Below are 23,730 nucleotides of genomic sequence, written 5' to 3'. Positions count from 1 at the left end.
CCCAAGTCTCGGTCGTGCTTTTGGGTTCGACATGGGACGGCTGCGCATCCTGCACGAGACGCGGTACTATTACGAACGGCCGGTGGGCTTTGGTCCCCAGCGGCTGATGATCCGGCCGCGCGACAGCCATGCCCTGCGCATCGTCGAGGCCTCGCTGCGCCTGTTCCCGCCGGGCGACACCCGCTGGAGCTATGACGCCAACGGCAATTGCATCTGCACCTTCCAGCCGAACGGGCGGGCCGACGCGATGCGGGTGGCCAGCGAACTGATCATCGACCGCTATCCTGCTCCTCTGGTCCCGCAGCGGATCGAGAACCCCGACACCCTGACGCCCATCGTCTATTCGCGCGAGGACCGCGCGACGCTGGAGCCGTTCATCGCCCCGGTCACCGACGACCCCGACGCGGTGCTGCTGCGCTGGCTGCGGGGCCTGGCCAGCCACCGGGACGAGCCGGCCCTGGCCTTTCTGCTGCGGGTCAACGACCTGATCCACCAGCAGTTCGAGTACAAGGCGCGCGAAGAGGAAGGCGTCCAGTCGCCGGTCGAGACGCTGGAGAAGCGCAGCGGCGCCTGCCGCGACCTGGCCTGGCTGATGGTCGAGGGCCTGCGCCGCCTGGGCTACGCCGCCCTGTTCGCCACCGGCTACATCCACTCGCCCAACACCCAGATCCGCGGCGCCGGCGCGACCCACGCCTGGTGCGAGGTGTTCCTGCCCGACCTGGGCTGGCTGGAGTTCGACCCCACCAACGGCCTGGCGGAGTCGCCGGACCTGATCCGCGTGGCGGCGACACGCACCCCGGCGCAGGCCCTACCCGTCTCGGGCGCGATCATCGGCGATCCGGGCAAGGCGCGCCTTCACGTCTCGGTCGACGTACGGTTGGTCGATGAAATGGGGCGCGCGGCATGATATGGTGAACAGCGTACCGGAGGAACGGTCATGACCAGCGGCTTCCAGAACCAGAACCCGATGACCAATGTCTGCTTCCCCAAGGCCGAGCCCAAGCCTCAGCACGGCCAGAAGCCCGATCTGGCCTGCGTCAAGCTGAAGGAAAAACGGACGTTCCAGCCTCGTCCCGGCCACTGACACTTTCGGGTCTCTAGACCCCTGTCCCGCACGGGCGTAACACGCCCGCGTGTCCGATCCCTCCAAAGAGCCTGAAGCGTCAGAGTCCGCGACGTCCCCGCTGTCGACCCGGCTGGTCTCGATCGCCGTCGCCAGCGCGCTTTTGATGGAGTTCATCGACTCCACCGCGCTTTCCACCGCCCTTCCGACCCTGGCCCGCGCCTTCGCGGTGGATCCGATCCACCTGAAGCTGGCTCTGACCTCCTACATTCTTGCGTTGGCCGTGTTCACCCCCGCCAGTGGCTGGGCGGCCGAGCGGTTCGGGGCGCGGCGCGTCTTCCTGTCGGCGATGGCGGTGTTCCTGCTGGGCTCGGCGCTATGCGGGCTGTCGCGCAATCTGGAGGCCCTGGTCGCTTCGCGCATCATCCAGGGCCTGGGCGGGGCGATGATGACGCCGGTGGCGCGGCTGATCGTGGTCGGCGCGACGCCCAAGGCGCGACTGCTGTCGGCCATGGGCTGGTTCACCATGCCCGCCCTGGTCGGCCCGCTGATCGGCCCGCCGATCGCCGGCCTGGTGCTGAGCGTCGCCGAGTGGCCATGGATCTTCTACATCAACCTGCCCGTGGGCCTCCTGGGCGCGATCGCCGTGATGCGATTCGTGCCGCCCAGCCCGCCCCAGCGCGACCTCGGACGGTTCGACACCCTGGGCTTCGCCCTGTCGGCGGCGGCGATCAGCGGGCTGGTCGTGGTGGCCGAAACCTCGGGCGTCGGCCTGCTGCCGCCCTGGGTCCAGCTCGTGCTGCTGGCGCTCTCGGTCGCCTGCGGCCTGGTCTATCTGAAGATCTGCCGGCGCACCGGTCGTCCGATCCTGGACCTCTCTCTGCTGCGCTATCCGACCTACCGGGCCAGCCTGCTGGGCGGGACGCTGGTGCGGTTGGGCATCGGCGCCAGCCCGTTCCTGATGCCGCTTCTGCTGCAGGTGGCCCTGGGCTGGAGCCCGCTGAAGGCCAGCTTCGTCACCCTGACCACGGGCGTCGGCGTGCTGATCGCCCGGCCGTTCGCGGCGGCGGGCCTGCGCCGGTTCGGCTTCCGCACCTCGCTGGCGGTGTTCGTGACGCTCACGGGGCTGTTCACGGCCGCGCCCGGCTTTTTCACGCCGGAGACGCCGATGGTCGTGATGATGGCGGCCCTGCTGCTCGGCGGGTTCTGCCGGTCGAACCAGTTCATCGCCGCCAACACCATCGCCTATGCCGACGTGCCCGACAGCAGCACGGCCGCCGCCTCGACCCTGTCGGCCGTGGTCCAGCAGGTCGGCCTGGCGCTGGGCGTCAGTTTCGGCGGCGTGATGCTGCACGTGGCGCGCGGTTCGGGCGGGACCCTGACGCCCGACCGGTTCGTCTTGCCGTTCATGGCGATCGGCCTGGTGACCCTGCTGGCCCTGCCCGTCTACCTGGCCCTCGACAAGGACGCCGGCGCGGCGATCAGCGGGCGGGCGAAGTCGGCTTAGGCCTTCCGTCGCCGACCGCCGCGCGAGTGGCCGGCGGTCATCGGATCGGGCTTGGGCGGCGGGACCCAGCCCTCGGGCTTTCGCGGAACAGGCTGGTCCGTCCCCAGGCCCATGCGCCCGGGAACCTGGCGCTTGAAATAGGACGCCTGGGGCGGATCCTCGACGTCGCGCACCAGGGCGCTGTGCTGGATGGACAGGATCTCGTCGCGCAGCCTGGCCGCCGTCTCGAAATCCTGAGCGGCGACGGCGTCTTCCAGCTGCGTCTTCAGATCGTCGAGATGGGACATGGCGTTCTCCGGAGACAGGCCTGCCCCCGAAGAACGCGCGAGCCGAGCTTTAGGCGCGGGCCGCGGCGATGCGGGCCCGAGCGATCTCGTCGGCGACCAGGTTGGCCGGACGCTTCTCGGCGATCGACTGGTCGATAACCTCGGCCAGGGTCAGGGCCAGACGGTCCAGCTTGGCGGCCACCCAGGCCCCGTCGAACGACGTCCCGGATTCCAGGCCGCGAATCTCGGCGGCCACATTGATGATGCCGCCGCCGTTGATCACGTAGTCGGGGGCGTAGAGCAGGCCGCGCTCGAACACGGCCTGGCCGATCGTGGCGTCGGCCAGCTGGTTGTTGGCGGCACCGGCGATGATCTTGGCCTTCAGGCGCGGCAGGGTCGCGGCCGAGATGGCGCCGCCGAGCGCACAGGGGGCGAACACGTCGGCCTCGACATCGAAGATGGCGTCGGTCGGCACGATCTGGGCGCCGGTCTTGGCGGCCACGGCCTCGAGGGCGGGCTGGTTGACGTCGGCGATGGTCAGGCGCGCGCCGGCGGCGTGCAGCTTCTCGGCCAGATAGCCGCCGACATGGCCGACGCCCTGGATAGCGACATGGACGCCGTTGAGGTCACGGTTCAGAGCGCGCTCGACGCACAGTCGTACGCCCCGGAACACGCCCTCGGCCGTGACCGGCGACGGGTCGCCCGAGGCGGCGGCGTGGCCTTCCAGGCCAGCGACGAAGCGGGTGGTCTTGCGGGTGCTTTCCAGGTCGGCCGGCGAGACGCCGACGTCCTCGGCGGTCCAGTACTGGCCGTTCAGGCTGTCGACGGCGCGGCCGAAGGCCTCGAACAGTTCCGGCGTCTTCTGGCTGCGGCTGTCGCCGATGATCACGGCCTTGCCGCCGCCCAAATCGAGCTCGGCCATGGCGTTCTTGTAGGACATGCCGCGCGACAGGCGCAGGGCGTCGGTGATCGCCGCGTCGGCGCTGGAATAGTCCCACATGCGGCAACCGCCGGCGGCCGGGCCGCGGGCGGTGGAATGGATCGCGATGATCGACTTCAGACCGGTTTTTTCGTCGAAGAAAGCGTGGACGCCTTCGTGTCCCTCGAAATCGGGGGAATCGAACAAGGTCATGCCGTCGGTCTCGCCTCAGCCAGAATGAATTGGCGCGGGGTTTACGCCCCCTCGCCGCCCCGAACAACCCTCAAGACCGGCGCCGCGACAACTTCGACTTGGCGAGCTTGGGCGGGTCCAGGGCGTTCATGGCCTCGACCGAAGGCGGAATGGCCGGCGCGCCCGACGGCGGCCACGACGCTGCCGGGCCACGCAAGAAGGCCTCGGCGTCGCCCCAGACCCGCTCGGCTTGGCGGTCGACCAGCAGCAGGTGATAGCCGTTGGCGTAATAGGCCGTCCGGGCGCCGTCCGGCAGGCGACGAACCGCCTCGACCGTGGGCTCACGCGGGATGATCTGGTCGCGCGCGCCGTAGAACCAGGCGACCGGAACGCGGATCTGGTCGGTCGAGCGCCACCCCCGCTCCATCAGCCCCACCAGGCCGTAGATCGCGTCCGACCGCGCGCCCCAGATCATCAGCGGGTCGCGCCCCATCCGGCGCAGCTCGTCGATATTGTCGCTGGCCATGATGTTGCGCGCCAGCCAATCGGGCGGCTTGACCACCCACTCGCCCATCAGATGGGCCGTGGCCCACAGGCTGACGCGGTTGGGCAGCGGCTGATTGGACCAGCCCCAGACCGCCGGGGCGAACAGCATCAGCTTGTCGACCGGCGGCGGATCGCTCGAGGCCATGGCGCAGATCGCCAGCGCCCCGCCCATGCTGATCCCGGCCAGGGCGACCTTGGCGTTCGGATGCCGCTCGCGAACGGCGGCGACCAGGGCGCGCACATCCTCCAGCACCAGATCGGTCGGCGCCCAGACGCCGCGCTCGGGCGAGCGCCCGAAGCCTCGGACATCGAGGGCATAGGTCGCGATCCCGCGCCCCGCCCACCAGGCCGCCGCCAGGTGATAGGCGTTGGCGTAGTCGTTCATGCCGTGCAGGCCGACGATTACCCAGTCCGGCTCCGTGGCGGGCAGCCAGCGCATCAGGCCCAGCCGCGCGCCGTCGAAGCTGACGAATCCGTCGTCGAGCAGCCTTGGCCCTCGGAACCCCAACGCGGCGAGCTCCGGCCTCTGCGCCAGCGGCGCGCAGGCGGTCAGGCCCAGGGCGGAGGCCGAAAGGATCAGGGCGCGACGGTTCATGACCCGAGGATTTCCCCGATCCGCTGGCGAAGATAGGGCGTCACCTCGGCCTCGAACCACGGATTGCGCTTCAGCCAGGCGGTGTTGCGCCACGACGGGTGCGGCAGCGGTAGGACATTCGGCCCAAAGTCGCGCCAGGCGGCGATGGTGTCGGTCATGGTCCGGCCGGTGCGCCCCGGCAGCGCCCAGGTTTGCGCGTAGCTCCCGACCAGCAGGGTCAGCTCGACGTTCGGCAGCTGCTCCAGCAGCCGCGCCCGCCAGGTCGCCGCGCAGCGCGGCGGCGGCGGATAGTCGCCGCCCTTGGGGTTCGTGCCCGGAAAGCAGAAGGCCATGGCCGCGACGCCGATCTCCGGACGGCCGTAGAAGGTCTCGCGATCGACGCCCATCCACTGGCGCAGGCGATCCCCCGAGCGGTCGTTGAAGGGCAGCCCCGTCTCATGCACCACACGCCCCGGCGCCTGGCCGGCGATCAGGATGCGGGTCTCGGGTCGAACTCGGACCACCGGCCGGGGCGTATGCGGCAGGTAAGGCGCGCAAGCCCGGCAGGCGGCGATGTCGGAGAGGAGCGCGTCGAGCGACATGTCGCCAATCTAGGAACGCGGCCCTCGCCTCCCAAGCCTAGTCCTCGTCGCCGCCAACCTCTTCCTCGAACGAGGTCGGATCGCCTTCCATGCGCAGGCGGATGCGGTAGACGCCGCGGAACTTCTCCGGATTGGTCGGCTTGTTGTGGCGCAGGATCACGACCTTGCCCTCGCGGGCCAGCTCGATGGCGTTGGTGCGCACATGGCCAAGGATCTGCTGCCAGCGCTCGGGCTGGATGGCCTTGGCGACGTTCATCGGGTCGATCGACTTGCCCTGCGGCAGCGCCGCCAGCTGGGACAGGATCGTGTCTTGGATCGGGGAGGTCATGGGCGCTCCCATGCCACGGATTGTCAGCAGAGGCGAGACCGGGCGCTTGCGCGCCGTCGCCGCGGCATCTAACTGAACATCGATAATATCGAGGGGGATGCGATGGACGGCGGCAACGAAATCACCAGCGGGCCTCGCATCGTCGAGTCGGGCGACTGGGCCGGCTGGCGGACCTGGTCGGGCCTGGACCCGTTCGAGGACCAGTCCGGCCCCTTCTATTTCCGCGAGGGCGAGGACGGCCGCGTCACCACCGCCTTCCGCGCCGAGACAAAGCACATGAACGGCGGCGGCTTCATGCATGGCGGCTGCATGATGACCTTCGCCGACTTCTCACTGTTCGCGATCGCCTGGAAGGAGCTGGCCGACAGCCGCGCTGTGACGGTCAGCCTGAACGGCGAGTTCGTCGGCCCCGCCCGTCCGGGCGACCTCGTGACCGCCACCGGCGAGGTGGTGCGCGCCGGCGGCTCCCTGCTGTTCGTGCGCGGCCTGGTCTCGACCGGGACCGGCCCGATGCTGAACTTCTCGGGCGTGATCAAGAAGATCAGGGCGCGGTGAGCAGATGATGCTCCCCCGCGATGCGGGGGAGCCGTCACGGAGTGACTGAGGGGGCTAATGCGGCATGCGTCCAGCTTGCCCCCTCCGGCCCTCTGGGCCACCTCCCCCGCATCGCGGGGGAGGATCTAAACCCCCGCCTTCGCCGCGGGGCGCTCCATCATCCCCTTCAGCCAGCGGTTCACGTGCGTGAGCTCCTCGGGCGGCCGGAAGCGGACCATGCGGGCGAAGTCGATGCCCGTCACCGCCAGGATGTCGGCGATGGTCAGGCGGTCGGCGGCGATGAATTCGCTTTCGGCCAGGCGGCGGTCAAAGACCTTCAGCGCCCGCTCGGCGGCCTTGCGGTTGGTCTCGGCGATCTCGGGAACCTGGGTCTCGATCGCCGCCAGCGCCGGGTGGCTGTGGCGCACGGCCATCATCAGCGGCGTCGACAGCAGCATCTCGGCGCGCCGCGTCCACATCTCGATCACCGCCGTCTCCAGCGGATCGCGGCCGAACAGGTTCGGCTCCGGATAGACGCTCTCGAGATAGCGGCAGATGGCCACCGACTCGGTGATGCACGTGGTCTCGTCGATCTCCAGCGCCGGCACGTTCGGCAGGCCGGCCTTGGCCAGGTAGTCGGGCTGGCGGTGCTGGCCGCCGAAGATGTCGACATCGACGATCTCGATGTCCTCGATCCCCTTCTCGGCCATGAACCAGCGCACCCGCCGAGGATTGGGCGCGCGACGGCTGTCGTAGAGCTTCATAAGAAAAATCCTCCCGGCTTTTGACCGGGAGGATGCTTGGTTTTCGCAAGGGAATGAAAGGGCCTTAAAGCCCGAACAGCGACCGCGGCATAAGGCCGACCAGCGAGCCGGTCAGGCAGGTCGCCAGGAAGCCGGCCATCATCGCCTTCCAGACCAGGCTCAGGATTTCCTGGCGGCGCTGGGGGACCAGCACCGAGAAGCCGGCGACGTTCATGCCGACCGAGCCGATGTTGGCGAAGCCGCACAGCGCGTAGGTCATGATCATGCGGGTGCGCTCGTCCAGCGCCGTCCCGCCGACCTTGGCCAGCTGGATGAAGGCGGTGAACTCGGTCAGGATCAGCTTGACGCCCAGCAGGCCGCCGGCGGTCCCGGCTTCCTTCCATGGCACGCCCATGGCCCAGGCCAGCGGCGAGAAGATCACGCCCAGGCCGCGGGCGATGCTCAGCGGCTGACCGCCGACCGGCGGCATGGCGCCCAGGATCTTGTCGACCATGGTGGCGAGCGCCACGAAGACGATCAGGGTGGCGCCGACGTTCAGGGCGATCTGCAGGCCGTCGGTGGTGCCCTTCATCACGGCGTCGATCGAGCTGCCATAGGACTTGTCCTCGGTGGCGAGGTCGAGGTCGGCGCCCTTCTCCATCGGATCCGAGGGCACGATGATCCGCGCCAGCAGCACGCCGGCCGGGGCCGAGATGATCGAGGCGGTCAGCACGTGGGCGGCGGCGTTGGGCAGCACGTCGGCCAGGATGGTGGCGTAGGCGACCATGGTCGAGCCCGAGACGCAGGCCATGCCGACCGCGATCAGCATGAAGAGCTCCGAGCGCGACAGCTTGTCGAGATAGGCGCGGATGAAGATCGGTCCCTCGATCTGACCCATGAAGATGGTGGCGGCGGTGGCCAGGGCCGGCGGGCCGCGCAGGCCCAGCGTCTTCTGGAACAGCAGGCCAAAGCCCTGGGCCAGCCACTTCAGGATCCTCCAGTGCCACAGCAGCGCCGACAGCGCGCAGACCACCAGGATCACGGGCACGACCCGGAAGGCGAAGATGAAACCCGCGCCCGGATTGGTCACCGTGTAGGGCTGATCGCCCCCGGCCAGGAAGCCGAACACGAAGGCCGTGCCGGCCTGGGTCGAGGAGGCGAGGCCCTCGACCGCGCCATTGACGCCCTGCATCAGCTTCTGAGCCTGCGGCAGGCCGAACAGGACCAGCACCAGCAGCACCTGGACGATCAGGGCGGCGATGGCCAGCACCCAGGGGAATCGCTTGCGATTTTCGGAGACGAGCCAGCAGAGGCCCAGGGTGAGCGCCAGACCCGCGAGGGCCTGAACGTTCTCGGGACGGAACATCAAGACGAAGACCTTACAAAAGGGCGACGCCCCCGCGACGCCCGCCAAGGCGCGAAATGACACCAAGTCAGCCGTCGCACGCAAGCGGATTACTTAGGAACTGGTTAAGGAAGGCGCGCGGCGCCTAAGTCAGAACCCGCTTACCAGCGAAACCGCCACCCCGGCCGGGCGCGAGAACCAGCGCCGGCCAGGGTGGCGCCTCAAGATTAGGCGGTGACGTTGGTCCCGCCGCTCGCCGTGCTGGACGAGGACGACGTGCTCAAGGCCGAATCCAGCTGCGCCAGCAGCTTCTGCATCAGATCGGCCGCGACGTTGGAGCTCGACAGCAGGCTGGTCAGGGACGAGGTCGAGCCGCTGCTGCTATCGGCGTCCTTGCCCTTGTCGAGCAGGGCGTAGAACTCCCCGCCGCTCAGCGAACCATCGCCGTCCTGATCGGCCGTCTTGATCAGATCGGAGGCGGCGCTGGCGGCGTCCGTGCTGTCCGAACCGTTGGCGGCGGCCAACTCGTCAGCCGAAACGACGCCGTCCTGGTTGGCGTCCAGGCTCTCGAAGACGCCGCTGGAGCCACTGGCTCCGCCCGCCTCGCCGGGCGGAGGACCGGGGGGCGGCCCGCGCATCGCCTGCGCCGACGAGCGGCTGGAGGCCGCGTTGGAGATCGCGCTGGAGATCTCGTCCTTCGACAGGCTGCCGTCGCCATCGGTGTCGAGCGCCGACACGATGTCGGAAGCCATCTTGCCGCTAGCGTCCGCCGGCGCGTCCGAGGGCGCGTTGGCCGAGAGGGCCGACGAGATCTCGCCGGCGCTCAGCAGGCCGTCGCCGTCGGCGTCGCCAGCCGACATGACCGAGCTGGCGACGTCGTCGACCGACTGGGTGGAGAGCAGCGCCGAAAGCATGTCGCCGCCGAAACTTTCCGACGGTCCGCCGCCGCCGCGCATCGGAGGAGGACCGCGATCCTGCCCCGCGCCCTGCATCTTTTGCCCAATGGACTGGAACTCCGCCTGCGATAGCTGTCCATCGCCGTCGGCGTCGGCGGACTTGAACGTCGCCGCCTGTTGCAATTGGCGCAGCTGCGCCAGGCTCGTAGAGGACGTGGCGCTGGTGACGCTCATGATCGCTCTCCCTCTGTGAAGGCGCCGAAAGGCCGGCGCGGGAGAGGTCGAGCGAAAAATGTTCCAGCTTGCGGCGTGTTGCAGCCCGGAAATGAAGCCTTGGCCGGCCGCCGCGCCAGCCTTACCCCGATTTAACTTGGACCTTCACCGATCGCCGGTCATTCCTGCGACCTAGGGTTTGGGGAGCGAGAGTCCGAATGTCGTTGGCCTTGTCCACTCTGCTATACGAGTGGCGTCGTTACATGGCGGCTGTTGTCGCCCTCGCCTTCTCAGGGCTGCTGGTGCTGGCCCAGGTCGGCATGTTCGTCGGCATCGGGAAGGGCTTCACCGCCCAGATCGACCGCGCCCGCGCCGACATCATGGTGCTGGGCCCGGGCGCCAAGGCGCTGTTCGGCGGCCCTTCCGGCCTGCCCCGGCGCATGATCCCGCTGGTCTACAGCCACCCGGAAGTGACCCAGGTCGCGCCGCTCGACGGCTCGGGCGGTCGCTTCCAGAACATCCTGTCGCCCGAGCAGCAGGCCAAGGAAGAGGCTCGCGCCAAGCGCGCCAGCAAGGGCGAGAAGGGCGGGGGCGGCGGCACGGCCCGCAAGACCGAATTCGTCAACGTCACGGTGATCGACGCGATCCCCGGCTATGTCACGGTGCCCACCGACTACACCCAGTCGATGATCGAGGCCCTGCGTCGCCCCTACGCGGTCGCTGTCGACGAGACGGCGCTGAAGCGCCTGGGCGTCAAGAAGGGCGACAAGGCCCTCTACAACGGCAAGACCATCAACATCGCCGTCGTCACCCGCGGCTATCCCAACATCATCCAGCCGACCCTGGTCATGTCGCGCGACACCCTGCGCATGCTGGGCGAGGCCGACACCGGCCAGCGCGTCGGCCCGCTGATGGTCGAGATCCGCGACCCGGCTCGCGCCGAGATCGTCGCCGCCCAGCTCAACAAGAAGGCCGACGGCAAATTCCGCGCCTGGACCCGCCAGGAGCTGGCCGACGCCAATTCCAACGCCATGCTCGAGGACCAGATCATCGGCATCATGCTGGGCTTCTCGGCCTTCCTGGGCCTGCTGATCGGCGTCGCCATCACCTGGCAGACCCTGCGCGGGGCGATCATGGCCAACATCAAGGAGTTCGCCAGCTTGCGCGCCCTGGGCGTGTCGATGGGCGACCTGCGCAACATCGTCATGGAGCTCAGCTTCTGGGTCGGCGTCGTCGGCGTCCTGGCGGCGGGCCTGCTGACCTGGCTCGTCACCCTGCTGGCGACCGCCGGCGGCGTCCCGATGTACTTCCCGCCGACGCTGGTGATCGTGGTCGCGGTCTTCCTGATCGTCATCGCCATGCTGTCCGGCTTCCTGTCGCTGGGCATCCTCAAGAACAGCCAACCCGCGGACCTGCTGCGATGAACGGCGACAACGCTCACAAGAAGGGCGAGAGCGCCCTTGTCGCGAAGGGCCTCGTCAAGCGCTTCAAGACCGGCCGCACCTTCATCGAGGTGCTCAAGGGCGTGGATTTCGACGCCAAGCATGGCGACGTGACCATGGTCATGGGCCCCTCGGGCTCTGGCAAGTCGACCCTGGTGGCGGCGCTCTCCGGCCTGCTGATGCCCGACGAGGGCAAGGTCTCGGCGCTGGAGGCCAAGGACCTGTGGGCCCTGCCCAAGGGCAAGATCGACAAGTTCCGCCTCGACCACTGCGGCTTCATCTTCCAGGGCTTCAACCTGTTCCCGGCCCTGACGGCCAAGCAGCAGGTGATGACGGTGCTGAAGTACCAGGACGTCAGCCCTGGCGAGGCCGCCAAGCGCGCCCAGGCGGCGCTGGAATCGGTGGGCCTCGGGCCCCGCGTCAACCAGCGCCCGTCGGAGCTGTCGGGCGGTGAGAAGCAGCGCGTGGCCATCGCCCGGGCGCTGGCCAAGAACCCGAACCTGATCTTCGCGGACGAACCGACCTCGGCCCTCGACGGCAAGAGCGGCGAGACCGTGATCCGACTGCTGCGCGCGGCCGCCACCGAGCGCGGCGCGGCGGTGATCTGCGTGACCCACGACCCGCGGCTCGAGGCCTATGCCGACCGCGTCATCCACATCGAAGACGGCCGGATCCTGGACGACGTGCGCCGCACGCCCGACGCCAATCCCGCGCCGCTCAGCCACTGATTTTCTGGGGGAACCACCATATGCCCGGCTTCCTGCGCCGACCCGCTTTCTGGATCGCCATCATCGTCGTCGTGCTGCTTGGCGGCGGCTTCTTCTACATGAAGGGCCAAGCCGCCGAGAAGAAGAAGAAACTCGAGGCGGCCGCCGCCCGCGAGGAGCCCTCCCCCTACGCGGCGATCGCCCAGGGCAAGGCCGACGTCGAGGGCGGCGTGATCCAGGTGGCCGCGCGCCGCCAGGGCATCGTCCGCGAGGTGTTCGTCCAGGAAGGCGATATCGTCAAGGCCGGCCAACCCCTGGCCAAGCAGGAGGATGATGACGCGCGCCTGGCCGCCCAGACCGCGAGCGCCGCCCTGTCCTCGGCCAAGGCGCAGTTGCAGCTCTATCAGGTCCAGCTGCGCACGGCCCAGCGCGAGTATAACCGTCTGCAAGGCCTGACCGCCTCGAACTTCGTCGCGGCCCAGCGTCTGGACGGCGCCCGTGACAAGATCGCGGAGGCCCAGGCCAATATCGGCGCCCAGCAGGCGGCCATCAGCGTCGCCTCGGCCCAGCTCGCTCAGGCCCAGTACACTCAGGAACTGACGGTGATCCGCGCGCCGGCCGACGGCCGCATCGCTCGCCGCCAGGCCAATCCCGGCGCCGGCGCCTCGACCCTGAACGTCACCGCGATGTTCGACCTCGAGCCGAACACCCAGCGCATCGTCCGCGCCGAGATCGTCGAGGCCGACATCCCGAACGTGACGATCGGCCAAGAGGTCGAGATCCAGCCTGAAAGCGATCCCAGCAAAACCTATGTCGGCAAGGTGCTGCGCCGCGCCGCCGTCTTCGGGGCCCGCAAGCTGGCGTCGGACGATCCCAGCCAGCGCAGCGACGAGCGCGTCGTCGAGGTGGTGGTCAGCGCCGACGGCGCCCCGCTGCTGGTCGGTCAGCGCGTCCTGGTCAAGTTCATGAAGCCCGGCCAGAAAGCCGGCGTGAAGCGCGACAAGCCGACCCCGCCGGTGGCGGGCGGGAAGACGAAGAAGGCGTAGGAAAAGAGCCCTCCCCGTATCAACCAGATCCTCCCCCGCGATGCGGGGGAGGTGGCCCAGAGGGCCGGAGGGGGCCGGCTCGGCCAATATCCAGCTCGCCCCCTCCGTCGCTCCGCGACACCTCCCCCGTGTCACGGGGGAGGATCTTTTACGGGCGTTCGCGGCGCTCTATCATCCGCGTATCCGGAATCGAACCCAGCGATTTCAACTACTTCCCACTTTTACACGCCCCTCCATCATCCGCGTTGAAACCGCCCGTATTCTCTACCCACCTCGTCGCGAGGAAAGGGCGCATGGCCAGCGACCATTTGCGGCGGCGGGGGGCGATCGAGCGGGGCTAGGTTCGAGGGGGATACTCGGACGGTCCGGGGATCTGGTTGCTGGCCAGACCCGCCCGCCGTTGGCGTGGTTGAAGGCAAAAGGGCGTGTCTGGCTGGAAGCCCGTCCTCTTCGACCGCTGGGTCTTCTGGAAACGGAAGCGCCCAGGTCCCGGTAAGGCCTGAACAGGGCCACCCGACGGGACGCTGGCGGATAACGGTCGCGCGGAGCGTCGGGCTTCGTCGAAACGGTATTTACTACTCAAACCTCCGGACGTCGTCCGGCGCTCCGCGTCCCTTTCCATCCCTTCAGCGGGCGACCGCGTGAAGCGGCGGTGACGCGCCTAAATCCTCCCCCCAGCGGGGGAGGTGTCGGCGCGCAGCGACGACAGAGGGGGAAGAGACAAGCTCAGCAGGACTTCCCCCTCCGTCCGCTTCGCGGACACCTCCCCCGCTGGGGGGAGGATTTAGAGGAGGAGCCTCCCCTTGACCTCCCCTGTCCCGCGCCGCACAACACGGCCAAACCAAACACGCGTTTGAGGGAGACTTGGGCATGGCGGACATCCGCTTCGACGGCAAGGTGGCGATCGTGACGGGCGCCGGCGGCGGGCTTGGCCGACAGCACGCCCTGGAGCTGGCGCGTCGCGGCGCCAAGGTGGTCGTCAACGACCTGGGCGGCAGCGTCGACGGCTCGGGCGGCTCGTCTGAGGCGGCGCAGAAGGTGGTCGAGGAGATCAAGGCGTTCGGCGGCGAGGCCATCGCCAACGGCTCGTCCGTGACCGACGACGCCGGCGTCGCCCACATGGTCAAGCAGGCCATGGACGCCTGGGGCCGCATCGACATCCTGATCGCCAACGCCGGCATCCTGCGCGACAAGACCCTGACCAAGATGGAGCTGGCCGACTTCGAGCTGGTCATGCAGGTGCACGTGTTCGGCACCTTCAAGCCGATCAAGGCGGTCTGGGACATCATGAAGGCCCAGAACTACGGCCGCATCGTCGTGACGACCTCGTCGTCGGGCATGTACGGCAACTTCGGCCAGAGCAACTACGGCGCGGCCAAGATGGCGGTGCTGGGCCTGATGAACACCCTCAAGCTCGAGGGCGCCAAGAACGACGTGAAGATCAACGCCATCAGCCCGGTCGCGGCCACCCGCATGACCGAAGGCCTGATGCCGCCCGAGGTGCTGGCCAAGCTGGCGCCGGAATATGTCACGCCGGGCGTTGTCTACCTCTGCTCGGAAGAGGCCCCCACCGGCGCGATCCTGACCGCCGGCGCCGGCGCCTTCGCGCTCTCGCGCATATACGAGACCGAGGGCGTCTATCTGGGCGAAGGCGGCCTGTCGGCCGAAGAGGTGCGCGACAGCTGGGACAAGATCACCGACGAGGCCGGCCAGAAGGCTTACTTCAACGGCGGCGAGCAAGGTCAGAAGTTCTTCCGAAAAATGGCGGGCGGTTGACGTTGGCGGAAGCAATCCGTCTCAATTGTCAGGCTAAAGGCATAGTTTTGACATAACGATGATTGATCTGGGGTCCTTGCGACCCCAGATCTTTAACGAAACTGACAAAATTCACGCTTCGATCAATTTAGAGCAACATTCTTCCTCGAGGTGCGTTAAAGCGGCGCTCAAAGGCGCCGTCGGGTGATCGGCGAGCCTAGAAATTTAACAAGGTCGTCAGTCTCATGTCTTTTACGCGTAACCGCCTCGCCGCCGGCGTCGCCCTCCTGACCCTCGCCGCCGCCACCCAAGCCTCGGCCTCGGCGTTCTACATCCAGGAACAATCCGTTCGCGGCGCGGGCCGCGCCTATTCGGGCGAAGTGGCCGACACCGGCGTGGCCAGCCTGTGGTGGAACCCGGCCTCGATCGCCCGGGTCGAACGGGGCGAAGTCTACACGGGGCTGCACGGCATCCTGATCAACTCCGAAGCCGCCAACAATGGCTCGACCATCACACGCCCGGGCCAGCCGACGGCCGCCATCTCCGGCCAAAGCCGCGCCAGCAATCCGCTGCTCAACGGCCTCGTGCCGAACCTCGGCGGCGCCTGGCGCCTGAACGACAAGATCGTCGTCGGCCTGTCCACCGCCGCCCCGTACAACTTCACCACCAAGTACAGCTCGACCAGCGTCGCGCGCTATGACGCCCTGAAGTCCCGCCTGACCTCGGTCGATATCCAGGGCACGCTCGCCTATCGCCTGAGCGACAAGCTGGACCTGGGCGTCGGCCTCAGCGCCGAGTACATGGACGCAAACCTGACCAACGCCCTGCCGCAGATTTCGCCGCTGCTGGCCGACACCGGCCGCCAGGCCCTGACCGGCGACGGCTGGGACTACGGCTGGAGCGCCGGCGCCCAGTATCACCCGACCTCGACCCTGACCTTCGGCGCCAGCTACCGCTCCAAGATCAAGCACACCCTGAAGGGCAATATCGACGTGTCCGGCCTGGCGAGCCTGCTGGCCGCCAGCAACGGCTCGTTCGACGGCGAGGCCGAGATCACCACGCCGTGGATCGCCACGATCGGCGGCCGCTGGGCGGTCACGCCCAAGACCACCCTGAACGCCTCGGTCAACCGTATCGGCTGGAGCGAGTTCGACGCGATCCGCGTCACCCGCTCGACGGGCACGACCGTGATCCCGCAGAACTACAAGGACGTCACGACGATCGCCGTGGGGGTGGACTACCAGTATAGCCCCCGCCTGACGCTGCGCGCCGGCGTGCAGAAGGATCCGACCCCGACGCCGGACGTCGGCCGCACCGCCCGCGTGCCGGACGGCGACCGCATGATGTACTCGACCGGCGCGACCTGGGCCGCCAAGTCGAACCTCAAGCTGGACGTCGCGGCGACCTATATCGACTTCGACGACAGCGCCATCAACCGCAGCGACGTCTTCTACGCCGGCACCGCCGCCGCGACGGCGACGGCCCTGAAGGCCAATGCGACGGGGTCGGGCGTGGTGCTCTCGGCCGGCGCCCGCCTGACCTTCTAAGGCGCGCGACGCTCAAAAGGCAAAGCCCGCTCGGAGCGATCCGGGCGGGCTTTTTCGTGGCCTATCCGACGGCTTTCCAGAGCGCTTTCGCCGCCCCGACGAACACCTGAGCCGCCTGGCCCTTGGGCTCGCCGATGACGGCGGGAACGCCCTCGTCGCCGCCGATCCGCACGCCCATCTCGATCGGCACGCGGCCCAGCAGCGGAACCTTCAGCCGCTCGGCCTCGGCCACGCCGCCGCCCTCGCCGAAGATCGGGATCGGGGCGCCGGTCGAGGGATCGGCGAAGAAGGCCATGTTCTCGATCAGGCCCAGGATCGGCGTCGCCGTCTTCTCGAACATCACCGCCGCGCGGCGGGCGTCGATCAGGGCGATCTCCTGCGGCGTGGTCACCAGCACCACGCCGTCGATCCGCAGCTTCTGGACCAGGGTCAGCTGAATGTCGCCGGTGCCCGGCGGCAGGTCGACGACCAGCACGTCGAGAGGCTCTTTCTCCGAGCCCCAGGCGACGTCGTGGATCATCTGGCGGACCGCCGACGAGGCCATCGGCCCGCGCCAGATCATCGCCTTGCCCTCGTCGACGATGAAGCCGATCGACATCAGTCTGACGCCATGGGCTTCCAGCGGCTGAAGCTTTTCGTTCTCGAACAGCGGGTCGCCGTCGACGCCCATCATCTTCGGCGCCGAGGGGCCGTAGACGTCGGCATCGAGCAGGCCGACGCGCAGGCCCATCTGGGCGAAGGCGACGGCGAGATTGGTCGAGACGGTGGACTTTCCCACGCCCCCCTTGCCCGAGGCCACGGCGATCACGTGGCGGACATGGGCCGGCTTCTCGGCTTCCGGCGGCGGGACCATGCGGGCCTGCGGGTCCTCGGAGACCTTGGCGCCCTTGCGGACCCGGGTCGCGCCCTCGGCGGCCTGGGCGGTCAGCACGACCTGGGCGACGTCGACGCCGGGCAGAGCGGCCAGGGCCTTCTCGGCGGCTTCGCGCACCGGAGCATAGGTCGCGGCCTGGCTGGCGGGGACCTCCAGCATGAAGCCGGCGCGGCCATTGCGGACCACCAGCCCCTGCACCAGCTCGGCCGCCACCAGCCCTCGCCCGCTGACGGGGTCGAGGATGCGGTCCAGCGCCGCGCGGGCGTCGTCGAGGGTAGCGGGGGTTACGCCGGTCACGTCAGTCAGGCCTCGTGTTGCGGGCCCTCATATCCGCGCCGCGCCCGGCTTTTACAAGAGCGGGCCGGCTTCGGAGGCTTCAGACCGACGCCTTCAAGAGGTCCATCACGTGATGCAGGCTGTCGGCGATGTGGACGCACTTGTCGTGCATCTCCTCGTTGGGATCGAGGATGTCGGGCACCATCACCGTCATCATGCCGGCCGCGTGGGCGGCGCGGACGCCGGGGTGCGAGTCCTCCAGCGCCAGGCAGTAGCGGGGATCGACGCCGATGCGCTCCGCCGCCAACAGGTAGGGATCGGGGTTGGGCTTGTGACGCGCCACGTCATGGTGCGCGACCACCGCGTTGAACCGGTGCAGCAGGTCGAAGCGCCCCAGATAGCGCTCGACGGCGGCCATGCCGTTCGAGGTGGCGATGCCGCGCGGCAGGCCGCGATCATCAAGGTAGTCGAGAATTTCGACCACGCCGGACTTCAGCTTCGTCTCGGCTTCCAGGAGGTCCTCCACGTCGGACCAGACCCGCTCGAAATAGGCCTGGACCGGAAAGGTCTCGCCATAGAGCTCGCGCAGCATCACCCCGCACTCGGGATTGGTCTTGCCGACCATCGAGGCGTAGGTCTCGCCGGTGAACTGAACGCCGAAGACGGTCCCCGCCTCGATCATCGCCGCGCGATAGACGATCTCGGTGTCCAGCAGCAGGCCGTCCATGTCGAAGACCACGGCGTCGACGCGGCGAGGGAAGCTCACGAAACAAACTCCTCGGCCTTGTAGCCCTGGAAGTAGAGCAAGGTCGTCAGGTCGGTGTGATCGACCTTGGCGTCGGCCTGCGCCGCCACGATCGGCTTGGCGCGGTAGGCAACGCCCAGGCCCGCGGCCTCGATCATCGCCAGGTCGTTGGCGCCGTCGCCGACCGCCAGGGCGTCGGCCGGCGTCAGGCCCAGGGCCGCCGTCTCCTCGCGCAGGGCGGCCAGCTTGGCCTCCTTGCCCAGGATCGGGTCGCCGACCTCGCCCGTCAGGGCGCCGCCCTGCTCGATCAGGGTGTTGGCCCGGTTCAGGTGGAAGCCCGCCGCTTGCGCCACGCGGCTGGTGAAGAAGGTGAAGCCGCCCGAGACCAGGGCGCAGCGCGCGCCGTGCTGGGCCATGGTCGTGACCAGGGTCCGCGCGCCGGGGTTCAGTTGGACCCGCTGGTCGTAGCAGCTCTGCAGCGCATCGACCGACAGGCCTTTCAGCATGCCGACCCGCTCGCGCAACGCGCCCTCGAAGGCCAGCTCGCCGCGCATGGCCCGCTCGGTGATCTCCGAGACCTGGGCCTTCACGCCCGCGAAATCGGCCAGTTCGTCCAGGCACTCGACGTTGATGATCGTCGAGTCCATGTCCGCGATCAGCAGGCGCTTCTTGCGGTTCTCGACCGGCTGGATGGCGAAGTCGATCGCCAGCTCGGCGAACCCAGCCTTCACAGCTTCCAGATCGCCGCTATTGACGAAGACGTCGGCGGCCAGCGGCCCCAGATCCTCGCGGTGGCTGGACAGCAGGCGTTCGACGCGCGAAACGGCTTCTGCGTAAGCGTCGGGGCTTGCCCCCACGATGGTGAGGACGGTCGGCATGGTGGAGAGTTCGGACATCGCGCCCCGCATCTGGCTGATCGCGGGCCCGACCGCAAGCGGCAAGTCGGCCTATGCGCTGCAATTGGCCGAACGGATCGGCGGCGAAATCGTCAACGCCGACTCCATGCAGATCTACGCCGGCCTTCGCGTGCTGACCGCCGGCCCTTCGCCCGAGGAAGTCGCCCGCGCCCCACACCACCTGTTCGGCGTCGCCGATGCGGCGGTCGGCTGGTCGGTCGGACGCTGGCTGGAGGCCGCGACCGCCGCGCTCTCCGAGATTGCCGCGCGCGGAAACCCAGCCATCGTCGTCGGCGGCACGGGACTCTATTTCCGCGCCCTCACCCACGGCCTGGCCGACGTGCCGCCGGTGCCCGAGACCCAGCGGGAGATCTCCGGCCTGCTCTATGCCGCGCGGGGCGAGGCGGAATTTCGCGAGATCCTGAAGCCGCTCGATCCGGAGGCCGAAGCCCGCATCGAGGTCGGCGATCGCCAGCGCCTGGTCCGGGCCCACGCCGTGGCCATCGCCACCGGCAAGTCGCTGACCGCGTGGCAGACCGACACCAAGCCCGCTCTAGAACCTGGAAGCTGGAAGGGTCTGGTGCTGGATCCGCCGCGCGCCGAACTCTACGCCCGCTGCGACGCGCGCCTCGCGGTCATGCTCGAGCAAGGCGCGCTGGAAGAAGTGCGGGCGATGGAGGCGCGCGGGCTGGACCCGTCCCTCCCGGCCCTCAAGGCCGTCGGCTATCGCGAGTTCGCCGCCCATCTGCGCGGCGAGACCACGCTCGACCAGGCGCTGGAAGCCGCGCGGCAGGAGACCCGCCGCTACGCCAAGCGCCAGCTGACCTGGTTCCGTAACCAGACGCCGGACTGGGAGCGGATCAGCGCTCCGTGACCCGCGCGGCGCCTCCGGGCGGTCGGGGCTTCACCGCAGTCGGTTGGCGGATCGGTGTTTGCGCGCCCGCCACTTCCCCCTAAGGAGAGGATCGACAGCCCGAGGAAATCCGATGTCCGACCTTGCCGCCCTCGCCGAACGCGTCGCCGAACGCCTGATCGCCCGAGGCGAGACTGTCGCCATCGCCGAGTCCTCAGCCGGCGGCCTGATCTCGGCGGCGCTGCTGGCCGTGCCCGGCGCGTCGAAGTTCTATGTCGGCGGCGCGGTCGTCTACACCGCCCGGGCCCGCCTGACCCTGATGGACATTCCGCAGAAGGCCATGGACGGCCTGCGCTCGGCCAGCGAGCCCTATGCCGAGCTGCTGGCGCGCGTGGCCCGCAAGAACCTGAAGGCCACCTGGGGCCTGTCGGAAACCGGCGCCGCCGGCCCCGACGGCAATCGCTATGGCGACGCGCCCGGCCACTGCTGCATGGCCGTGGTCGGCGAAGAGACCTCGGTCACCGCCACGCTGGAGACTGGCTCGGCCGAGCGTCCCGCCAACATGCAGGCGTTCGCGGCGGCCGCGCTGGCGCTGCTGGCCAAGACCCTCGAGGCCTGAGCCTCAGGCCGAGACCACCCACGGCGGGATGGTCGCGAACAGGGCGTAGGCCAGCGCGTCCATCGCCTTCTGGCTCAGGCTGGTATTGTTGAGCAGCACGACGGTCGTCTGGTCGTCGAACCTGTGGCCCAGCACCGAGCGATAGCCGGCCGCATTGCCCGTCTCCCAGGCGAAGGCGCGCGGCATGCCGTCGGTGAACAGCGTCTTCACCCGCCCGCCCAGGGCGTAGTTCTGCTCGGGCCAGTTGACGGTCAGCAGCTCGCGCTCGCGCCCCGGCGGCAGGAAGCCCCCGTCGAAGACCGCGTGCGCGGCCTTCAGCAGGTCGCCCGCCGTGCTGACGAAGCCGCCGCTGGCGGCCATGAACGGGAAGCGCTGCATCGGCTTGCGCGTCGGCGGTTCGGCCGTCACGTACGAGACGGCGATGTCCGACGGGTCAGAGGTCCAGGTGCGCGAAAGGCCGAGCGGCGTCAGCACCAGCTCGGTCATCGCCTGGGCGTAGGTCTTGCCGGTGACGGCCTCGATGATCGCCGTGACGATGATCCAGTTCGTCATCTGGTAGTCGAACTTCGTCCCCGGCTCGAAGATCAGGTCGCCGGAGCACCACAGCCTAACGGCCTGCGCGGTCGTGAAGGTCTTCGTGAAGAGGTCGGGATCCGGATTGGCCTTGGTCCAGGGCGTGAAGCCGTTAGGGACGCCGCTGATATTGCTCATCAGCTGGCGCAGAGTGACCTTGCCGCCGGTGTCGGCGCGGTAGTCGGGCAGCCAGCGGATGATCGGCGCGTCCAGATCCAGCTTGCCGGCCTCGGCCAGGCGCAGCAAGGCGATCGAGGTCAGCCACTTGGATATCGAGGCGATCAGATAGGGCGTGTCCAGGGTGGCCGGTCGCTTGGCCTCGATGTCGGCGAAACCCACGGTGCGTGAATAGACCGGCTTGCCGGCCTTGCCGATCAGAACCACGCCCTGGAACGGTTGAGCCTGGAGGAAGGCGTCCACCGCCTTGTCGGCCGCGCCGCCCGAAAGCGCCGCCGACGACGACTTGGTGGCGACGCCCAGCGCCGCGGCTCCAGCTAGAAATTCGCGCCGACCGAACACTGAACGCTCCTCGATTGCGGAAGCGCGACGGTGAGGGGGAAAACCTGCCCCTGTCACGTGAAACTGCGGTAAGGTCACGCCCACCCAGAAAGGCACATCCTTGCGGCAATGCGCGCCTTGACGGGTTAACGCTCGCATGCGATCACCCATTCTGTAGCTTTGGAGCAAGACTCGTGCGCAAAACCATGATCGTACTTATGGAGCGGCCGTCCGCGACGTGACCTTAGAAGTCACGCCGTAGTTCGGTCGCGCGCGCAAAGGTCCTTCGGGACCTTTTTTCTTTTCCACCTACTCCCTTCCCGCTTCCCACCGGATCTGTCCCATGACCGCCCACCAGACCATCGAGAGCCAGGCTCCCGCCCAGACCAGCGATCGCGCCATGACCGGCGCCGAGATCGTGGTTCGCGGCCTCGTGGACCAAGGGGTCGAGGTGCTGTTCGGCTATCCGGGCGGGGCGGTCCTGCCGATCTACGACGCGCTGTTCCACGAGCCGCGCCTGCAGCACATCCTGGTCCGGCACGAGCAGGGCGCGACCCACGCCGCCGAAGGCTACGCCCGCAGCTCGGGCAAGCCGGGCGTCGTGCTGGTGACCTCGGGCCCCGGCGCGACCAACGCCATCACCGGCATCATGGACGCCCTGATGGACTCGATTCCGATGGTCGTCATCACCGGGCAGGTCCCAACGCACCTGATCGGCACCGACGCCTTCCAGGAAGCCGACACGGTCGGCATGACCCGCTCGTGCACCAAGCACAACTACCTGGTCAAAGACGTCCGAGACCTGCCCCAGATCATCCATGAGGCCTTCAAGATCGCCACCACCGGTCGCCCCGGCCCGGTGCTGATCGACATTCCGAAGGACGTCCAGTTCGCCAAGGGCGAGTATCTGGCCCCCGAAGAGGTCCAGTCGACCCACGCCTACGCGCCGCGCGTCAAGGGCGACGCCGGCCGCATCGCCGAGGCCGTCAAGATGATCGCCGGCGCGCGTCGTCCGATCTTCTACACCGGTGGCGGCGTCATCAACGCAGGCCCCAAGGCCAGCGAGGCGCTGCGGGCGTTCGCGGCCATGACGGGCGCGCCGGTCACCTCGACCCTGATGGGCCTGGGCGCCTTCCCGGCGGCCGATCCAGCCTGGCTGGGGATGCTGGGCATGCACGGCACGTTCGAGGCCAACAACGCCATGCACGACTGCGACGTGATGATCTGCGTCGGCGCCCGCTTCGACGACCGCGTGACCGGCCGCCTGGACGCCTTCTCGCCGGGATCGAAGAAGATCCACATCGACATCGACCCATCGTCGATCAACAAGAACGTCCGCGTCGACCTGCCGATCGTCGGCGACGCCGCCTCGGTGCTCGAGGACATGGTCGCCGCCTGGAAGGCCGCGAACTTGCAGCCCAACAAGGCCGCCCTGACCGACTGGTGGGCGCAGATCGATCAGTGGCGCGCGCGCCAATGCCTGAAGTACGGCGCGTCCGACACGGTCATCAAACCGCAGTACGCCATCGAGCGCCTGTACGAGCTGACCAAGGACAAGGACGTCTACATCACGACCGAGGTCGGCCAGCACCAGATGTGGGCCGCCCAGTTCTTCCGCTTCGAGGAGCCGAACCGCTGGATGACCTCCGGCGGCCTGGGCACCATGGGCTATGGCCTGCCCGCCGCCCTGGGCGTGCAGCTGGCCCATCCGAACAGCCTGGTCGTCGACATCGCCGGCGAAGCCTCGATCCAGATGTGCATCCAAGAGCTGTCGACGGCGATCCAGTTCGACCTGCCGGTCAAGATCTTCATCCTGAACAACGAATGGATGGGCATGGTCCGCCAGTGGCAGCAGCTGCTGCACGGCGAACGCTACAGCCACTCCTACTCGGACAGCCTGCCCGACTTCGTGAAGCTGGCCGAGGCCTATGGCGCTCACGGCATCCGCTGCGACGATCCCGCCGAATTGGACGCCAAGATCCTGGAGATGATCAACAGCGACAAGCCGGTGATCTTCGACTGCCGCGTCGAGAAGCACGAGAACTGCCTGCCGATGATCCCGTCGGGCAAGGCGCACAACGAGATGATCCTGCCCGAGGAGGTCGAGGACCTGGGTAGCGTCATCGACGAAGACGGTCGCCGGCTGGTCTAAGCCGCGGAACGGGTTAGAA

Annotated in this window: 25 protein-coding genes and 1 pseudogene; 14 read left to right on the top strand and 12 right to left on the bottom strand. The window is 68.4% G+C overall.

The genetic code is table 11. From position 1 onward, the window contains the following. Positions 1-31: 31 nt before the first annotated feature. Genes CSW60_RS19210 through CSW60_RS19205 form a run of 3 tightly spaced genes read left to right on the top strand, consistent with a single transcriptional unit; the run spans position 32 to position 2,570 of the window. Entirely contained in the window at positions 32-907 is an 876-nt protein-coding gene (locus CSW60_RS19210) for a transglutaminase family protein (protein ID WP_099538768.1), read from the top strand. A 30-nt stretch (positions 908-937) separates the two neighbouring features. Continuing rightward, positions 938-1,084, top strand: a complete 147-nt coding sequence (locus tag CSW60_RS23750; RefSeq protein ID WP_201723092.1) for a hypothetical protein — start codon at positions 938-940, stop codon at positions 1,082-1,084. 49 nt (positions 1,085-1,133) lie between these two features. After that, positions 1,134-2,570, top strand: a complete 1,437-nt coding sequence (locus CSW60_RS19205; protein WP_099538767.1) for an MFS transporter — start codon at positions 1,134-1,136, stop codon at positions 2,568-2,570. Here the strand turns inward: CSW60_RS19205 and CSW60_RS19200 are convergent. The 5 genes from CSW60_RS19200 to CSW60_RS19180 all read right to left on the bottom strand — a co-directional run bounded on the left by CSW60_RS19200 (position 2,567) and on the right by CSW60_RS19180 (position 5,997). Next, positions 2,567-2,857, bottom strand: coding sequence for a UvrB/UvrC motif-containing protein (locus tag CSW60_RS19200; protein ID WP_099538766.1), 291 nt, complete (start codon positions 2,855-2,857; stop codon positions 2,567-2,569). The genes CSW60_RS19205 and CSW60_RS19200 overlap by 4 nt on opposite strands. 49 nt (positions 2,858-2,906) lie before the next feature. Further along, the gene (locus CSW60_RS19195) at positions 2,907-3,968 is read right to left on the bottom strand and encodes a Glu/Leu/Phe/Val dehydrogenase (RefSeq protein WP_099538765.1); all 1,062 of its coding nucleotides are present in this window, start codon (positions 3,966-3,968) and stop codon (positions 2,907-2,909) included. Between the two features lie 70 nt (positions 3,969-4,038). Beyond that, positions 4,039-5,088: an alpha/beta hydrolase gene (locus tag CSW60_RS19190; protein ID WP_099538764.1), complete on the bottom strand. Its 1,050-nt coding sequence runs from the start codon at positions 5,086-5,088 to the stop codon at positions 4,039-4,041. Next, positions 5,085-5,669: a uracil-DNA glycosylase family protein gene (locus CSW60_RS19185; protein WP_099538763.1), complete on the bottom strand. Its 585-nt coding sequence runs from the start codon at positions 5,667-5,669 to the stop codon at positions 5,085-5,087. The genes CSW60_RS19190 and CSW60_RS19185 overlap by 4 nt, the downstream gene beginning before the upstream one ends. A 37-nt stretch (positions 5,670-5,706) precedes the next feature. Beyond that, positions 5,707-5,997, bottom strand: coding sequence for a DUF3253 domain-containing protein (locus CSW60_RS19180; RefSeq protein ID WP_099538762.1), 291 nt, complete (start codon positions 5,995-5,997; stop codon positions 5,707-5,709). 102 nt (positions 5,998-6,099) lie between these two features. On the opposite strand from CSW60_RS19180, the gene CSW60_RS19175 reads away from it, so the two are divergent. Beyond that, entirely contained in the window at positions 6,100-6,552 is a 453-nt protein-coding gene (locus CSW60_RS19175) for a PaaI family thioesterase (RefSeq protein WP_099538761.1), read from the top strand. A 125-nt stretch (positions 6,553-6,677) separates the two neighbouring features. Here the strand turns inward: CSW60_RS19175 and CSW60_RS19165 are convergent, their stop codons facing one another. The 3 genes from CSW60_RS19165 to CSW60_RS19155 form a co-directional block, all read right to left on the bottom strand. Continuing rightward, complete coding sequence (locus CSW60_RS19165; RefSeq protein ID WP_099538760.1) at positions 6,678-7,295, bottom strand: glutathione S-transferase family protein; 618 nt, start codon at positions 7,293-7,295, stop codon at positions 6,678-6,680. Between the two features lie 64 nt (positions 7,296-7,359). Then, a complete protein-coding gene (locus tag CSW60_RS19160; protein WP_099538759.1) occupies positions 7,360-8,640 on the bottom strand; it encodes a NupC/NupG family nucleoside CNT transporter in 1,281 nt (426 codons plus the stop codon). A gap of 206 nt (positions 8,641-8,846) precedes the next feature. Beyond that, positions 8,847-9,749, bottom strand: a complete 903-nt coding sequence (locus CSW60_RS19155; protein WP_099538758.1) for an EF-hand domain-containing protein — start codon at positions 9,747-9,749, stop codon at positions 8,847-8,849. Positions 9,750-9,946: 197 nt separating this feature from the next. On the opposite strand from CSW60_RS19155, the gene CSW60_RS19150 reads away from it, so the two are divergent. The 6 genes and pseudogenes from CSW60_RS19150 (at position 9,947) to CSW60_RS19120 (ending at position 16,225) form a co-directional block, all read left to right on the top strand. Next, complete coding sequence (locus CSW60_RS19150) at positions 9,947-11,152, top strand: ABC transporter permease (protein WP_099538757.1); 1,206 nt, start codon at positions 9,947-9,949, stop codon at positions 11,150-11,152. After that, positions 11,149-11,898: an ABC transporter ATP-binding protein gene (locus CSW60_RS19145; RefSeq protein ID WP_099538756.1), complete on the top strand. Its 750-nt coding sequence runs from the start codon at positions 11,149-11,151 to the stop codon at positions 11,896-11,898. The genes CSW60_RS19150 and CSW60_RS19145 overlap by 4 nt, the downstream gene beginning before the upstream one ends. Positions 11,899-11,918: 20 nt before the next feature. Further along, positions 11,919-12,923 carry an HlyD family secretion protein gene (locus CSW60_RS19140; RefSeq protein WP_099538755.1) on the top strand — a complete coding sequence of 335 codons (1,005 nt, stop codon included), beginning with the start codon at positions 11,919-11,921 and terminating at the stop codon, positions 12,921-12,923. Positions 12,924-13,367: 444 nt separating this feature from the next. Beyond that, a pseudogene (locus tag CSW60_RS24155) lies at positions 13,368-13,448 on the top strand (hypothetical protein); the annotation flags it as partial. 345 nt (positions 13,449-13,793) lie between these two features. Next, on the top strand, positions 13,794-14,699 hold the full coding sequence (locus tag CSW60_RS19125) for an SDR family NAD(P)-dependent oxidoreductase (RefSeq protein WP_066680862.1): 906 nt from the start codon (positions 13,794-13,796) through the stop codon (positions 14,697-14,699). A 224-nt stretch (positions 14,700-14,923) separates the two neighbouring features. Then, entirely contained in the window at positions 14,924-16,225 is a 1,302-nt protein-coding gene (locus tag CSW60_RS19120; protein WP_099538754.1) for an outer membrane protein transport protein, read from the top strand. 61 nt (positions 16,226-16,286) lie between these two features. Here CSW60_RS19120 and CSW60_RS19115 read toward each other — a convergent pair whose 3' ends face one another. The 3 genes from CSW60_RS19115 to serB all read right to left on the bottom strand — a co-directional run bounded on the left by CSW60_RS19115 (position 16,287) and on the right by serB (position 19,016). Beyond that, a complete protein-coding gene (locus CSW60_RS19115) occupies positions 16,287-17,396 on the bottom strand; it encodes an Mrp/NBP35 family ATP-binding protein (protein WP_099538753.1) in 1,110 nt (369 codons plus the stop codon). 79 nt (positions 17,397-17,475) lie between these two features. Next, positions 17,476-18,141 (bottom strand): HAD family phosphatase, encoded by a 666-nt coding sequence (locus CSW60_RS19110; RefSeq protein WP_099538752.1) that lies wholly within the window; start codon positions 18,139-18,141, stop codon positions 17,476-17,478. Beyond that, on the bottom strand, positions 18,138-19,016 hold the full coding sequence (gene serB / locus CSW60_RS19105) for a phosphoserine phosphatase SerB (RefSeq protein ID WP_201723091.1): 879 nt from the start codon (positions 19,014-19,016) through the stop codon (positions 18,138-18,140). Before serB ends, CSW60_RS19110 begins: the two co-directional genes overlap by 4 nt. On the opposite strand from serB, the gene miaA reads away from it, so the two are divergent. Both miaA and CSW60_RS19095 read left to right on the top strand, forming a co-directional pair. After that, positions 18,997-19,890 carry a tRNA (adenosine(37)-N6)-dimethylallyltransferase MiaA gene (gene miaA / locus CSW60_RS19100; RefSeq protein WP_099539188.1) on the top strand — a complete coding sequence of 298 codons (894 nt, stop codon included), beginning with the start codon at positions 18,997-18,999 and terminating at the stop codon, positions 19,888-19,890. The genes serB and miaA overlap by 20 nt on opposite strands. Positions 19,891-20,002: 112 nt before the next feature. Then, entirely contained in the window at positions 20,003-20,488 is a 486-nt protein-coding gene (locus CSW60_RS19095; RefSeq protein ID WP_099538750.1) for a CinA family protein, read from the top strand. A gap of 3 nt (positions 20,489-20,491) precedes the next feature. On the opposite strand, the gene CSW60_RS19090 is transcribed toward CSW60_RS19095, so the two are convergent. Continuing rightward, positions 20,492-21,580 carry a serine hydrolase gene (locus CSW60_RS19090; protein ID WP_099538749.1) on the bottom strand — a complete coding sequence of 363 codons (1,089 nt, stop codon included), beginning with the start codon at positions 21,578-21,580 and terminating at the stop codon, positions 20,492-20,494. A 173-nt stretch (positions 21,581-21,753) separates the two neighbouring features. On the opposite strand from CSW60_RS19090, the gene CSW60_RS23745 reads away from it, so the two are divergent. Together CSW60_RS23745 and CSW60_RS19085 are read left to right on the top strand one after the other, a co-directional pair. After that, positions 21,754-21,801 carry a hypothetical protein gene (locus tag CSW60_RS23745; RefSeq protein WP_193852718.1) on the top strand — a complete coding sequence of 16 codons (48 nt, stop codon included), beginning with the start codon at positions 21,754-21,756 and terminating at the stop codon, positions 21,799-21,801. 101 nt (positions 21,802-21,902) lie between these two features. Continuing rightward, positions 21,903-23,711, top strand: a complete 1,809-nt coding sequence (locus tag CSW60_RS19085) for an acetolactate synthase 3 large subunit (RefSeq protein ID WP_099538748.1) — start codon at positions 21,903-21,905, stop codon at positions 23,709-23,711. Positions 23,712-23,730: the final 19 nt, after the last annotated feature.

Source organism: Caulobacter sp. X (assembly GCF_002742635.1).
In the GTDB taxonomy this organism is placed as follows: Bacteria; Pseudomonadota; Alphaproteobacteria; order Caulobacterales; family Caulobacteraceae; genus Caulobacter.
The sequence above is the reverse complement of the archived record's forward strand: the minus strand, read 5'-3'. Positions and strand labels throughout refer to the sequence as shown.

Excerpts from the sequence above, each read along its gene's own strand:
- CSW60_RS19210 (WP_099538768.1), top strand. The coding sequence starts at position 32 with ATGGGACGGCTGCGCATCCTGCACGAGACGCGGTACTATTACGAACGG.
- CSW60_RS23750 (WP_201723092.1), top strand. The coding sequence starts at position 938 with ATGACCAGCGGCTTCCAGAACCAGAACCCGATGACCAATGTCTGCTTC.
- CSW60_RS19200 (WP_099538766.1), bottom strand. The coding sequence starts at position 2,857 with ATGTCCCATCTCGACGATCTGAAGACGCAGCTGGAAGACGCCGTCGCC.
- CSW60_RS19195 (WP_099538765.1), bottom strand. The coding sequence starts at position 3,968 with ATGACCTTGTTCGATTCCCCCGATTTCGAGGGACACGAAGGCGTCCAC.
- CSW60_RS19190 (WP_099538764.1), bottom strand. The coding sequence starts at position 5,088 with ATGAACCGTCGCGCCCTGATCCTTTCGGCCTCCGCCCTGGGCCTGACC.
- CSW60_RS19185 (WP_099538763.1), bottom strand. The coding sequence starts at position 5,669 with ATGTCGCTCGACGCGCTCCTCTCCGACATCGCCGCCTGCCGGGCTTGC.
- CSW60_RS19180 (WP_099538762.1), bottom strand. The coding sequence starts at position 5,997 with ATGACCTCCCCGATCCAAGACACGATCCTGTCCCAGCTGGCGGCGCTG.
- CSW60_RS19175 (WP_099538761.1), top strand. The coding sequence starts at position 6,100 with ATGGACGGCGGCAACGAAATCACCAGCGGGCCTCGCATCGTCGAGTCG.
- CSW60_RS19165 (WP_099538760.1), bottom strand. The coding sequence starts at position 7,295 with ATGAAGCTCTACGACAGCCGTCGCGCGCCCAATCCTCGGCGGGTGCGC.
- CSW60_RS19160 (WP_099538759.1), bottom strand. The coding sequence starts at position 8,640 with ATGTTCCGTCCCGAGAACGTTCAGGCCCTCGCGGGTCTGGCGCTCACC.
- CSW60_RS19155 (WP_099538758.1), bottom strand. The coding sequence starts at position 9,749 with ATGAGCGTCACCAGCGCCACGTCCTCTACGAGCCTGGCGCAGCTGCGC.
- CSW60_RS19150 (WP_099538757.1), top strand. The coding sequence starts at position 9,947 with ATGTCGTTGGCCTTGTCCACTCTGCTATACGAGTGGCGTCGTTACATG.
- CSW60_RS19145 (WP_099538756.1), top strand. The coding sequence starts at position 11,149 with ATGAACGGCGACAACGCTCACAAGAAGGGCGAGAGCGCCCTTGTCGCG.
- CSW60_RS19140 (WP_099538755.1), top strand. The coding sequence starts at position 11,919 with ATGCCCGGCTTCCTGCGCCGACCCGCTTTCTGGATCGCCATCATCGTC.
- CSW60_RS19125 (WP_066680862.1), top strand. The coding sequence starts at position 13,794 with ATGGCGGACATCCGCTTCGACGGCAAGGTGGCGATCGTGACGGGCGCC.
- CSW60_RS19120 (WP_099538754.1), top strand. The coding sequence starts at position 14,924 with ATGTCTTTTACGCGTAACCGCCTCGCCGCCGGCGTCGCCCTCCTGACC.
- miaA (WP_099539188.1), top strand. The coding sequence starts at position 18,997 with ATGGTGGAGAGTTCGGACATCGCGCCCCGCATCTGGCTGATCGCGGGC.
- serB (WP_201723091.1), bottom strand. The coding sequence starts at position 19,016 with ATGTCCGAACTCTCCACCATGCCGACCGTCCTCACCATCGTGGGGGCA.
- CSW60_RS19095 (WP_099538750.1), top strand. The coding sequence starts at position 20,003 with ATGTCCGACCTTGCCGCCCTCGCCGAACGCGTCGCCGAACGCCTGATC.
- CSW60_RS19085 (WP_099538748.1), top strand. The coding sequence starts at position 21,903 with ATGACCGCCCACCAGACCATCGAGAGCCAGGCTCCCGCCCAGACCAGC.